Source organism: Parabacteroides massiliensis, assembly GCF_900155425.1.
Lineage (GTDB): Bacteria > Bacteroidota > Bacteroidia > Bacteroidales > Tannerellaceae > Parabacteroides > Parabacteroides massiliensis.
Genome location: NZ_LT700191.1, coordinates 1,777,700 through 1,789,939 on the forward strand (window position 1 = coordinate 1,777,700; position 12,240 = coordinate 1,789,939).

Annotated in this window: 10 protein-coding genes; 7 read left to right on the forward strand and 3 right to left on the reverse strand. The window is 45.5% G+C overall.

The annotated features are described in order from the left end of the window. A partial coding sequence (locus BQ9893_RS18130; RefSeq protein ID WP_139322624.1) for an Rpn family recombination-promoting nuclease/putative transposase occupies nucleotides 1-392 on the reverse strand: 392 nt, incomplete at its 3' end. Between the two features lie 78 nt (nucleotides 393-470). On the opposite strand from BQ9893_RS18130, the gene hflX reads away from it, so the two are divergent. Continuing rightward, nucleotides 471-1,682, forward strand: coding sequence for a GTPase HflX (hflX, locus tag BQ9893_RS18135; protein WP_075967219.1), 1,212 nt, complete (start codon nucleotides 471-473; stop codon nucleotides 1,680-1,682). A gap of 25 nt (nucleotides 1,683-1,707) precedes the next feature. On the opposite strand, the gene xerD is transcribed toward hflX, so the two are convergent. After that, on the reverse strand, nucleotides 1,708-2,613 hold the full coding sequence (gene xerD / locus BQ9893_RS18140; RefSeq protein ID WP_075967220.1) for a site-specific tyrosine recombinase XerD: 906 nt from the start codon (nucleotides 2,611-2,613) through the stop codon (nucleotides 1,708-1,710). 304 nt (nucleotides 2,614-2,917) lie between these two features. Between xerD and aroQ the strand changes: the two genes are divergently transcribed. The 5 genes from aroQ (at nucleotide 2,918) to BQ9893_RS18165 (ending at nucleotide 7,238) form a co-directional block, all read left to right on the forward strand. Then, nucleotides 2,918-3,352: a type II 3-dehydroquinate dehydratase gene (gene aroQ, locus BQ9893_RS18145; RefSeq protein ID WP_075967221.1), complete on the forward strand. Its 435-nt coding sequence runs from the start codon at nucleotides 2,918-2,920 to the stop codon at nucleotides 3,350-3,352. 139 nt (nucleotides 3,353-3,491) lie between these two features. Further along, nucleotides 3,492-4,943: a pyruvate kinase gene (gene pyk / locus BQ9893_RS18150; RefSeq protein WP_075967222.1), complete on the forward strand. Its 1,452-nt coding sequence runs from the start codon at nucleotides 3,492-3,494 to the stop codon at nucleotides 4,941-4,943. Nucleotides 4,944-5,015: 72 nt separating this feature from the next. Beyond that, nucleotides 5,016-5,639, forward strand: a complete 624-nt coding sequence (locus BQ9893_RS18155; protein ID WP_081415501.1) for an O-methyltransferase — start codon at nucleotides 5,016-5,018, stop codon at nucleotides 5,637-5,639. 14 nt (nucleotides 5,640-5,653) lie between these two features. Continuing rightward, on the forward strand, nucleotides 5,654-5,989 hold the full coding sequence (rbfA, locus tag BQ9893_RS18160; RefSeq protein ID WP_075967224.1) for a 30S ribosome-binding factor RbfA: 336 nt from the start codon (nucleotides 5,654-5,656) through the stop codon (nucleotides 5,987-5,989). Nucleotides 5,990-6,002: 13 nt separating this feature from the next. After that, entirely contained in the window at nucleotides 6,003-7,238 is a 1,236-nt protein-coding gene (locus BQ9893_RS18165) for an FtsX-like permease family protein (protein WP_075967225.1), read from the forward strand. 17 nt (nucleotides 7,239-7,255) lie between these two features. Here the strand turns inward: BQ9893_RS18165 and BQ9893_RS18170 are convergent, their stop codons facing one another. Continuing rightward, complete coding sequence (locus BQ9893_RS18170; protein ID WP_075967226.1) at nucleotides 7,256-8,248, reverse strand: Rpn family recombination-promoting nuclease/putative transposase; 993 nt, start codon at nucleotides 8,246-8,248, stop codon at nucleotides 7,256-7,258. Between the two features lie 396 nt (nucleotides 8,249-8,644). On the opposite strand from BQ9893_RS18170, the gene BQ9893_RS18175 reads away from it, so the two are divergent. Then, nucleotides 8,645-11,941, forward strand: coding sequence for a DUF6383 domain-containing protein (locus tag BQ9893_RS18175; protein WP_075967227.1), 3,297 nt, complete (start codon nucleotides 8,645-8,647; stop codon nucleotides 11,939-11,941). The last annotated feature ends 299 nt before the right edge of the window (nucleotides 11,942-12,240 follow it).

Below are 12,240 nucleotides of genomic sequence, written 5' to 3' on the forward strand. Positions count from 1 at the left end.
CACACGACATACACTTTGCTGATTTGGTAGTTCCAACGTTTGCGAATTACTTCATCCGGTTCTTTTTCAAGTTTTTCCTTTACGATCATTGACTGCTGCTGGATCGCGAACGAGGCATAGTACAACACTCTGTCGGAGAAATATTTCTGCCGGCTTTTCTGCATCTCGACTATGAATATTTCTCCTTTTTCATTCTCACAGAAGATATCGAAGACAGCCCGCCGCTGATCTTGTTTCAAACCGAGCATCTCGACGTTCCGAAACGTAATGTCAACGATTACTTCCTGTTGGATAACTTCATTGAGGAAACTGATGATAAGATCCTTGCTTACTTCGCTGCCGAAAATCTTTTTCCAGCCATAATCGGAAAAGGGGTTGACAAATTTGTTCATAATTAAATGTTTTAGTCGCAACTGTTATTACTTCGATGACAAATATACATAAATAATTGAATTTACTATCTTTGCCGTATGAAAGAATTTATTATATCTGAAGCACAGACAGAAAAAGCTGTTCTCGTAGGGTTGATTACTCCCGAGCAGAATGAACAGAAAGTAAAGGAATACCTGGATGAATTGGCCTTTCTGGCCGATACGGCAGGCGTTGAAGCTGTGAAACGTTTTTATCAGAGGCTGGATTATCCGAACTCTGTGACCTTTGTCGGTTCCGGCAAGTTGCAGGAGATAAAGGAATATGTGGTGGAAAATGAGATCGGGTTGGTGATATTCGATGACGAACTTTCCGCCAAGCAATTGCGTAATATCGAGAAAGAGTTGCAGGTGAAGATTCTGGACCGTACGAATCTGATTCTGGATATCTTTGCCCGGCGTGCGCAGACAGCCCATGCGAAGACACAGGTGGAATTGGCCCAATATAAATATATGTTGCCTCGCCTGACACGTTTGTGGACCCACTTGGAACGTCAGCGTGGCGGTGTCGGTATGCGTGGTCCGGGTGAGACGCAGTTGGAAACGGATAAGCGTATCATCCTGGATAAGATATCCAAACTGAAACGGGACCTGGTCGAGATAGACAAGCAGAAAAGCGTGCAGCGGAAGAACCGCGGAAAGATGGTTCGTGTGGCTCTGGTTGGTTATACCAATGTCGGGAAGTCCACCTTGATGAACCAGCTTAGCAAAAGCGAAGTGTTTGCCGAAAACAAACTGTTTGCGACGCTTGATACGACTGTCCGCAAGGTGATTGTCGACAATCTGCCATTCCTGCTTTCCGATACGGTCGGTTTTATCCGTAAGTTGCCGACCGAACTGGTCGAATCCTTCAAATCAACCTTGGATGAGGTGCGTGAGGCGGACCTGCTGGTGCATGTTGTCGATATCTCCCATCCGACATTCGAAGAACAGATCGAGGTGGTGAACCGCACCTTGTCTGAAATCGACAAGACGGAGAAACCGATGATTATGGTGTTCAACAAGATTGATGCCTTCACTTTCGTCCCGAAGGATGAAGATGACCTGACTCCGCGTACACGCGAGAATATCGACCTGGACGAACTGAAACGAACTTGGATGAACAAGATGCAGGATAATTGTATCTTTATTTCGGCTAAGGAACGGACGAATCTCGATGCACTCAAAGCCTTGTTGTACGAACGGGTGAAACAGATTCATATTACCCGTTTCCCTTATAACGATTTCCTTTTCCAACAATATGACGAAGAATGAATGTTGGATATTTAAGGTTTTCTTGTTACGTATGCTTTTTGTTTCTCGGATGATGCTCCAGTATCTCCTTCCGTAGGAACTGGCGGTCGATATGCGTATAGATTTCGGTGGTGGTGATCTTCTCATGTCCCAACATCTCCTGGATGGCAAGCAGGTTGGCGCCACCTTCCAATAGATGGGTGGCGAAGGAATGGCGGAACGTATGCGGGCTGACGTTCTTTTTGATGCCCGCCATTTCCGTCTGCTGCTTGATGATATGGAAAACCATGATCCGCGATAAAGCCGTTCCCCGCCGGCTCAGGAACAGGATGTCTTCGAATCCCTTTTTCACCGGGACATGGTTGCGGTCATACAGGTAGTTCTTGATCTCCTTGATGGCAATTTCCGAGATGGGGACCAAGCGTTGCTTGCTCCCTTTCCCTTCCACCTTGATAAACCCTTCGTCGAAATAAATATCCGTGAAGCGCAGCGAGACCAGTTCCGAGACGCGCAGTCCGCAGCTATACAAGACTTCGAGCATTGCCCGGTTCCGCTGTCCCTCCGGCTGTGTCAGGTCGATCGTGTCCAAAATGCTGTTTATCTCGTTGACGGTTAGAACTTCCGGAAGTTTCAGCCCGATCTTGGGCGATTCTAACAATTCGGTCGGGTCAGTTGTTATATAATCGTCCAGGAACAGGAATCGGTAGAAAGATTTGATTCCGGAAATGATCCTTGCTTGCGAGCGTGGGTGGATGCCGATGTCGCGTAGGCGGGCGACAAACTGTTGCAGGTCGTCATACGTGACATCCTCATACTTCTTGCCCTCGCTTTCGACGAAGTTTGTCAGTTTGTCGATATCTGTCAGGTAAGCGTCGATGGAATTGGCCGAGAGCGCTTTTTCCAAACGGAGATAAATTTTGTATCGTTCTATTTTGTCGTTTTCTTGGTGCATGTTTTGATTTATGATTTTAGATTTATGATGCCGGAAGGCGTTCGTGAGGAACTTTTCAGAAAAAAGTTTCACGTGGCTTCCGGGTTTGAAACTAAAGTTTCAATTATTTCCCTTGGGTGGAACTAAAGTTTCATCCGGGGAAACTTTAGTTTCGTCCGATGAAACAAAATTTTCATGCCGATGAAACTTCCGGTAGACAGGGACGAAGGCTGAGCCATACTTCATAATTCATAAGTTTTTACTATCTTTGTCGAATATTTCTGCCCGTTCAAAGGGTAATGCAAAGGTAATAAATTACGGGAAAATGAAGAGAATTCAGATTATCAACGGCCCCAATCTTAATTTGTTAGGCAAGCGCGAACCTACAGTCTACGGAAATGCTTCGTTTGAAGGCTATCTGAGTGAATTGCGTGCCAAGTATCCGCAATGTGAAATTGCTTATTTCCAGAGTAATGTGGAAGGTGAGATGATAAACAAGATCCACGAGGTCGGTTTCGATTACGACGGGATCATCATGAATGCAGGTGCTTATACACATACATCCATAGCTCTCCACGATGCAATAAAAGCTGTAACTACTCCGGTAGTGGAGGTGCATATCTCAAACGTGCATGCCCGTGAACCTTTCCGCCATGTGTCCATGATTTCCGCCGCTTGCAAAGGGGTGATTTTAGGGTTCGGGCTGGATTCGTACCGGTTGGCGGTAGAAGCGGTGCTTCAATTGTCAATGGATAATTGACAATTGGCTATCAAAGAAAAAGAGAGATTTGTTTAGGTAAAAAGAAGTTTAATATAAGGTCTGGCACTTGGAGTTGAGGATTGGCTGTTTCTGAAATTGTCAATTGTCAATTATCAATTGTCAATAAAAAAAAGGTTATATGTTAAAGCATACGAAGATTGTAGCTACAGTTTCCGACCAGCGTTGCGAGGTCGAGTTCATCGACGCGTTGTACAAGGCGGGAATGAATGTCGTGCGCCTCAATACGGCTCACATGACAGAAGAAGGTTTGACCAGAGTCGTCAATAATGTCCGTACGGTTTCCAATCGTATCGGTATTCTGATGGATACCAAAGGACCGGAAGTGCGCACGACCACGGCACAGGCTCCGATCGAGTTCAAAACAGGTGAGATTGTCAAGATCATGGGAAACCTGGAAGGAGAGACTTCGCATGATTGTATTTGCGTCTCTTACCGGAATTTTGTCAATGACTTGGGTGTCGGCAGCGATATCCTGATCGACGACGGGGATCTGGAACTGAAAGTAATCGAAAAGAAAGACGATTATCTGGTTTGCGAAGTGGAGAACGACGCGACTTTGGGAAGCCGCAAGAGTGTGAACGTGCCGGGTGTACGTATCAACCTGCCTTCATTGACGGAAAAAGACCGTAAGAATATCCTCTGGGCGATCGAGAACGATCTGGATTTCATCGCTCACTCCTTCGTCCGTAACAAGCAAGACGTGATGGACATCCAACGTATCCTGGACGAACATAACAGCCCGATCAAGATTATCGCCAAGATAGAAAACCAGGAAGGCGTAGACAAGATCGACGAGATACTCGAAGTCGCTTACGGGATCATGATCGCCCGCGGTGACCTGGGAATCGAAGTGCCTGCCGAAAAAATTCCGGGTATCCAGCGCGTGCTGATCCGCAAATGCGTGGAAGTAAAGAAACCGGTTATCGTGGCAACGCAGATGCTTCACTCCATGATCAACAACCCGCGTCCTACACGTGCCGAGGTGACGGATATCGCCAATGCAATCTACTACCGTACGGATGCCTTGATGTTGAGTGGCGAAACAGCCTACGGGAAATATCCTGTCGAAGCCGTCCAGACGATGACGAAGGTGGCGCGTGAAGCGGAAAAGACGAAGCTTGCAGCCAATGATATCCGTGTTCCGATCGAAGGAAACGACCTGGATGTGACATCTTTCCTGGCAAAGCAAGCCGTGAAATCGTCCTCCAAACTGCATGTGAAAGCCATTATTACCGATAGTTATACCGGACGTACGGCCCGTTATCTGGCTGCATTCCGTGGCACTTCCACTGTGTTTGCCATTTGCTACAACCCCCGTGTCATGCGTATGCTGTCTCTCTCTTACGGCGTATGGGCTGTTTACCAGCCTTATAACGATAGCCGGCGCGGCTATTTCTACGATGCGCTGAACGAACTGATCAAGAGCGGGCGTATCACCCGCAACGACATGGTGGCTTACCTGAGCGGCAGTTTCGGCGAAGGCGGCGGTACGAGCTTCCTGGAGATCAACAACGTCGGGAAGGTGCTGGACGCAGGAACCAAATATCAGTTGCCGACGTTTAAGGAATAAACAACGATTTATAGTTTATGATTTATGCCCCAGCAGGTAAGCCATAAATCATATAAATCATAAATCATGAAGATGACAATAGACGAATATATCCTTTCCCATAGCGATGAAGAAGGTGCGTTGCTCTCGGCCCTGAACCGGGATGCGAATGTAAACCTGCTTCGTCCGCGTATGTTGTCGGGGCATCTGCAAGGGCGGATATTGAAGATGTTTTGCCGGATGCTTCGTCCCCGCCGCGTGCTTGAGATCGGCACTTATACGGGGTATGCGACTCTTTGCATGGCGGAAGGGCTGGAAGAGGGTGCTTTGATCCATACGCTTGAGATCAACGACGAGATGGAAGACTTCATCATGAAATACTTGAAACAGTCGCCCCATCAGGATAAGATACGGGTTCATTTCGGCGATGCCCTCGATATTATTCCGACACTGGATGAAACCTTCGACCTTGTTTTTATCGATGCCGACAAACGGCTGTATTCGGAATACTTCGACCTTGTTTTTCCGATGGTGCGTGCCGGTGGGTTGATCCTTGCCGACAACACGTTGTGGGACGGTCATGTGGTGGAAGAGCATCCTACGGATAAACAAACACTCGGTATTCTTAGTTTTAATGATAAAATCAAAGAAGACCCGCGTATTGAAAAAGTTATCTTACCTTTGCGTGACGGCCTCACGATGATCTGGAAAAAATAAAAAAGCAAGAAATTATGGAAAGTACAAGACTAAGTAAAATAGAGCGTCTCCTGCAAAAGGAGTTGAGTGATATCTTTCAGAAGCAGACACAGGCCATGCATGGCATCCTGATCTCTGTCAGCGTAGTACGTGTAAGCCCCGATTTGAGTGTGGCGCGTGCTTACCTAAGCATCTTCCCGTCCGACAAGTCGAAGGAAATGCTTGAAAACATCCGGGCGAATACGAAAGCCATCCGTTTTGATCTCGGACAGCGTATCCGGAAACAGGTCCGCAAGATTCCTGAATTGAGTTTCTTTATCGACGACTCTCTGGATTATATTGAGAACATAGATAATCTGTTGAAAAAATAAAAAGATTACCACGTTGAACTTCCCGTTTTATATAGCCCGGCGTTACCTTTTTTCAAAGAAATCCCACAACGCCATCAATATCATTTCGATGGTGTCTGTTTGTGGAGTGGTTGTCGCTACGATGGCTTTGGTCTGTGCGCTGTCTGTATTGAACGGGTTTGTCGCGCTGGTCTCTTCCATGCTCAGCAACTTCGATCCGGAGCTGAAGATCCAGCCTGTGCACGGAAAGGTTTTCGATCCGGCTCTTCCCGCTGTCCGTGAAGTGAAGGCGCTGCCTGAGGTCGCCTTGTTTTGCGAAGTGCTTCAAGACAATGCGCAGGTACGCTATCGGGACCGCCAGATTACCGCGACGGTTAAAGGCGTAGACGATGCTTTCGGCCGTCTGACACGGATAGACAGTATTTTGGTCGATAGCCGGGAGGGTAAGTTTGTCCTGTCTGACGAAGTGGCCAACTATGCCAACCTGGGTGTCGGAACGGCTTTCTCTTTGGGAGTACGTCCTAATTATGCCGATCCTTTGGAAATTTATGCTCCCAAAAGGAACGAGAAAGTCAACCTCGCCAACCCTGTCGCTTCCCTGAATTTGGAATATGCCTTTGTGGGCGGTGTATATGCCACTAACCAGCAGATGTATGACGAGAACTTCATCCTGCTGCCTTTGTCGATGGTCCGTTCTTTGTTCAGCTATGATAAGGAAGTCTCGGCGATAGAGTTGTCATTGGTTCCCGGTGCGGATATCAATTCGGTCAAAAGCCGTATCAAATCGCTCTTAGGCGATGATTTTTCGGTCAAGGACCGCTATGAACAGCAGGAAGCCTCTTTCCGGATGATGCAGGGAGAGAAATGGATGATCTTTCTGATCCTGTGTTTCATCCTGATCCTGGCTCTGTTCAACGTGATCGGCTCGCTCTCCATGCTGATGATAGAAAAGAAAGAGGATGTCCGCACTTTACGGAATATGGGTGCGGACGACCGTCTGATTCGTCGTATCTTCCTCTTCGAAGGTTGGATGATTTCCGGGCTCGGCGCTTTGATCGGCATCGTTATCGGTTTGGCGCTATGTCTGTTGCAACAAGAATTGGGCATCATAAAATTAGGCCAGGCAGCCGGTTCCTTTATTATAGATGCTTATCCGGTTCGTGTCGAAGCCGGCGACATTCTCATTGTTTTCGTGACTGTCCTTTCCATCGGTTTCCTTGCTGCCTGGTATCCCGTCCACTATTTGGGTAAGAAGTGGCTTGTCCGATAAGCCGTTGGAAATTTCTCTTATAAAGACAAGATTGTTTCTTCACTTAAGCCTGTACACATGGCTATGGTGGCAATATCGACTCCCGTCTCTTTCATCTTGGAAGCGACTTGGCGCAAACTTTCGGCTTTTCCTTTCGCCTCACCTTCGGCAAGACCTTCTGCTTTACCTTCTGCGATTCCTTCAGCTTTTCCTTCAGCTTTTCCTTCAGCAAGGCCTTCTATTCTTCCTTCCAGTTTGGAGGTGTGGATCGCGTCGTTTTGGATGTTGATGTCTTCGAGGTGGCGGATGTAGACAAGGCGTTCGCCGGGCGACATGGAGTAGTATTTCAACTTCTCGCGTGCTTCCTTCAGTCCGGGGACAGTCGTGTCGGGGCGGATCGTGCCGTCTTTCAGGTATTCGATCCATTCGTCCAGTGGCGTGAGGGCTGTTTTGTCGAACTCGTTCACGCGGATCAGGATGTATTCAGGGAAGATTTCGGCGGGGAGGCGGGAGACGAGGACGTCGCGTTCGCACGTGTTGACCCGCAACTGGTCGCCCGTATGCACGCCGATGAACTGGTTCTGCCCGTGGTAGATGTAGTCCGTTCCCGTGCCGAGGTCGAAATAGAGGATGCTGATGGAGTAGACTTTCCTGATTTTTTCGTAGTCTTCTCCCAAGGAAATATGTTCGGTGATGGCTTTGGCTACGCCGTAGAGGATACGTTCGAGGTAGTGTATTTCGCGCGTGTTCTGTATCTCGACGAGGATGATTTCGCCTTTGCTGTTGAGCGCTTTGATGTCGACGCGGTTGAACTTGTCGTCGGCTCTTTCCTGGTTGCCTTCGCTTTCGAGTATCTCGACGATCTTGATCTTTTCGTTCAGCATGACGGTCAGGAAGCCGTCGAGCACGTCGAAGTTGGCCTTCTGTCGCAGCAATCGCTTGATAGCCCAATCGAAGCGAATATACCGATCTTGTAATTCTTTTCTTTCCATTTCTTCCATAATTTTCAGATCCGACTTTTCTTTTTCCATAGTTATTGTTTTATTTGTTTGTAATTCACAAATATACATGATTATTCGTGAACGGGCAACGGATCGGGAAGAATGTTTCGGGTATCGCCTTATATATTATGTACGCGTATACATTATTCCTCATTCTTCTTGTGCAGGACTTTGTTGGTGCTCATCTGTGGATTTTATGGTTCGTCTCGTAAATAAGCGTTTTCGTACAGGATAGCTTATCTTGTTGATAAGAAAGAATATAGAAAAGGAAAAAATATTAAGGAAAAGGATTGTTGATTTAAAAGTTATGCGTATTTTTGCCAAAAGAAATTCGTACGCAATAGTATTTGATTATAAGATTTTTAAGACGTACGCGTTATTTGATTGATTTATTACACTTTAGTATTAATATTAAATTATTTGATTATGAACAAAAAGTTTTCTACACTTTTGGCAGGGGTTGCATTGTTAGGTGCGATGTCTGCTAATGCAGGGGATCCTGTAACATCCTTGAAGAAGACGGGTAATGGCTTGTATCAATTGAAAGCTGCTGATGGAGTGTTGGCAATGACTCCGGAAGGAGCTTTGAGATTGGAAGGAAGTACTACGTCTGCAAATTTAGCAAGTACATTGTGGTGTGTTGAAGTAACTGAAGAAGGTTTCGGAAAAGCTCCTATCTTTGATTTCACAAACAAAGCTACCGGTCAGCGTCTGGATATCCAGTATGCTGGAACTCTGTTGGAAGGTTTGGCTGGAAGTACAGCTACTTATACTGATACTGATTCTACCCGTGTAGGTGGTGAAATTTCAGGTTGGGCATTCTTGAGTCAGTACACTTCTATTCCGTCTTCTGAACAAGCAGGTAAGACTTTGTATTCTTATTTCAAAACTGACTCTGTTATCGGTTTGAAAGCTAATAACGCAAATATTCAGGTTGTGAAGGAAGCGGCGGCTAAAGTTTCTGCAGATGCTGTGGCAGGGTCTCTTTTGACAAAATTCGCTCTTGTAGAAGCCGACATGATTCGTTTGGCTGCTCCTGAAATCAATACGATTTTAGGTTTGCAGGATGCTGACAAGGGGGTTGCCTTAACATTTACGCCGGATGAAGAGGGTGCAAAGGTAAAAGTTGCCAACCCGTTCAACGGAAAGAATGCCGGCAAGTTCTTTGCTGAAGCAATTACAGGTGATAATGATTATGTGTATGTGTTAAATTCGGATTCTTCTTATCTGCGTGTGGATACAACTGTCGTAAACGCAAGTGGTGAAAGATTCCGTGCATTCTATTGGGATAATTTGACTCATGCAAAACTTCAGGCAAGTAAAGCTGCAACGAAACCGACTTCTCCTGCTGACTCAATTGGCAAATCGACAATTAAAGAACAGTATAAGTTCGCTTTCTCTTACTATCCTTCAAAAGACAGCTTGGTAATCCAGGTTGAAGAAGCTAAAGCTTATGATCCGGCAAATGGCCAAAATGGTTCTAACTGGGTTGATGGTTCAACCACAACGCTTCCTACAGCTTCTGCTGCAGGTACAAACAACTTTGTAACCGTTCAGGACCTGATCAAAGATGCAGTTCGTATTGTTACTGTTTATGACAAGAAGGAAACGAATATTTCCTTGGGTTATAAAGGTTGTGAAGCCGTTTACAACGGTCGTACTTCTGTTGAAGACGGTTTGTATTTCATCATGAACCAGAAAGGTCAATATTTGGCTTCTCCGATCCATAAAAATGGTGACTTGGAATGGGTAACTGTTAAGGCAGACGAACAGCTTACAGCTCACATGCCTGCATACCAGTGGGTTGTATTGAAGAAGAATACAGCAGATAAGGTAAAAGATTATTCTCCTGTAATTGTAACAAACCGCGAATATGACACTAAAACAGCAACAGCTCAACTGATGTTGAACGAAGGTGCTAAATATATGTACACATCTGCAGTTGGAATTAATATCGCGACAACAGACTCTTTGATCTTTGTACAGGTGAAAGATGCTGAAGGTGTTAAGGGCAATGCTGCTTTGATTGCTGAAGCTTATCAGGATTCATTGTTAGGCTATAAGAACATCAAAGATGCCAAGTTCTTCTTGGATGAATTCACATTCAAGTATCTGCATCCGTATGCAACCGGCGAAAACAGTAAGTATTTGGCTAAGGGTGCAGGTAAGGATTCTTTGCTGAATGTATTGAACGGTAAAGATGCTTTCCGTCTGACTGAAGAAGCAATTGCCAATTATGGTTATACTGTAACGAATGATGTTGCAAAACGTATTGGTATCAAGCAGTTGCGTAGAACAGAATATGCAATCTCCTTGAAGAATGCTTATATGGACGAAGCTACTGAAAATAAATATGCAATGTCTGCTTCTGCTGATCCTATCGATTATTTCTTCTTCAAAGAAAATAACCATTACGAAGGTGAATGCTATTATGCAATCGTAAAGGCTGAGAATGATGAAATCTCAGACGTTAAGGCTGGTGTTACGGACGATATCCTGGATGCAACAGTTAAAGTTCAGCCGTTAAGTGAAACAAGAACTTCTGCATTCGCGATCAATCCGGATGAGACTCCGTTGTATCGTCGTTTCAACAATGCAAATCTTGGTGAAGCTGATGGTCGTGACACTTTGAGATTCTACGAAAACGTACGTCATGAATATCTGATGGACGAAAATAATAAGGCTGGTGGTCTGACAGACGAAAATGTTGACTATGTCGGTATGTGGACTGCGGACAAAGCAACAGGCTTGGCATTCCAGATCGATACGACTTGGGTTGTTCGTGGACGTGGTTATATCAAACCTCAGTACCTGATTTCAGTTGCTCACAATGATTTCGCCGGTATCGAAGGAACTCCTTGTACGGAAGACGGTCCGCATATTACGGCCGACGGTAAGGTAACAGACGATCCTATGGCTTGTAAGCATGCTCGTCCTGCTATCCCTGGATTCGAAAGAGCTAAGTATATGGTTAGCTTCCAAGATTCTGTAGCAGTTTATGGTCAAGACAAACCGTATGCAGACGTAGCTGGTGGTTACACTCGCGTTGGTTTCGTTGAAGGTATCCGTATCGCTGATACATTGTGGATTTTGCCGGCTCAATATAGAGGCGTGGCTAACGAGAAAGTAAACTTCGCAACTCTGCAAGCATACAACGATTCTGTTGTAGCCAAAGGCCAGCCTGCTATCAAGAATCTGTTGACTGAAGATGTTCATAAGAACTACGTATGGTCATTCCGTTATGTACATCCTGAAAAGGCGAACAACGTAACAGAAGAAGGACAGGATAACTCATTCTTGTTCGAATCGAACATTTGGCCGAATTCTGCAACTACAGTCAATGCTTCCATCGCTCCTACAGACAAGGCTGCATGGTTGAAGATCCAGAATGGTTGCATTGTTTTGACAGATGATAAATCTACATTCGCCAATGCTAAGACTGGTGGTGACGGAGCTTTGGTTTTCAACGTAGAGAACGAAGAAAACGATCAGTTGGCTACAGATAACGAAACTATCGCTACATCTGAAGTAACAGTGATTGCCGGTAACGGTAATATTAAGATCGTGGGTGCTCAAGGTAAGAAGGTTGTTATCTCTAACATCTTGGGCCAGACAGTTGCCAACACAGTTATCACTTCAAGCGACGCTACAATCGCTGCTCCTCAGGGTGTAGTCGTAGTAGCTGTTGAAGGCGAAGAAGCTGTTAAAGCAATCGTTAAATAATTCGATGCATTTATAATTAAATAAATCGACTGCTTCTCTTCTCGTGAGAAAAGGGGACAGAAAACAAATGAGCCTCTCCGGTAGAAATATCGGAGAGGCTTTTTTTGTGCATATATAAATCCTCCAAATACACGATTCTGACAGGGTTTAGGACTGTCGGAATAGGGGTGTCTGTCCGACCTGTTGAAAACTTTTTGTTACTTTTCCCTTATATTTCTTGGCGGTTAAATTAGGAAATGTGTACTTTTACCCTCCAGTAGGGTGATGTATGTGCTAATCAACCAACTACAGACCCTTAT

Excerpts from the sequence above, each read along its gene's own strand:
- hflX (WP_075967219.1), top strand. The coding sequence starts at position 471 with ATGAAAGAATTTATTATATCTGAAGCACAGACAGAAAAAGCTGTTCTC.
- xerD (WP_075967220.1), bottom strand. The coding sequence starts at position 2,613 with ATGCACCAAGAAAACGACAAAATAGAACGATACAAAATTTATCTCCGT.
- aroQ (WP_075967221.1), top strand. The coding sequence starts at position 2,918 with ATGAAGAGAATTCAGATTATCAACGGCCCCAATCTTAATTTGTTAGGC.
- pyk (WP_075967222.1), top strand. The coding sequence starts at position 3,492 with ATGTTAAAGCATACGAAGATTGTAGCTACAGTTTCCGACCAGCGTTGC.
- BQ9893_RS18155 (WP_081415501.1), top strand. The coding sequence starts at position 5,016 with ATGACAATAGACGAATATATCCTTTCCCATAGCGATGAAGAAGGTGCG.
- rbfA (WP_075967224.1), top strand. The coding sequence starts at position 5,654 with ATGGAAAGTACAAGACTAAGTAAAATAGAGCGTCTCCTGCAAAAGGAG.
- BQ9893_RS18170 (WP_075967226.1), bottom strand. The coding sequence starts at position 8,248 with ATGGAAAAAGAAAAGTCGGATCTGAAAATTATGGAAGAAATGGAAAGA.
- BQ9893_RS18175 (WP_075967227.1), top strand. The coding sequence starts at position 8,645 with ATGAACAAAAAGTTTTCTACACTTTTGGCAGGGGTTGCATTGTTAGGT.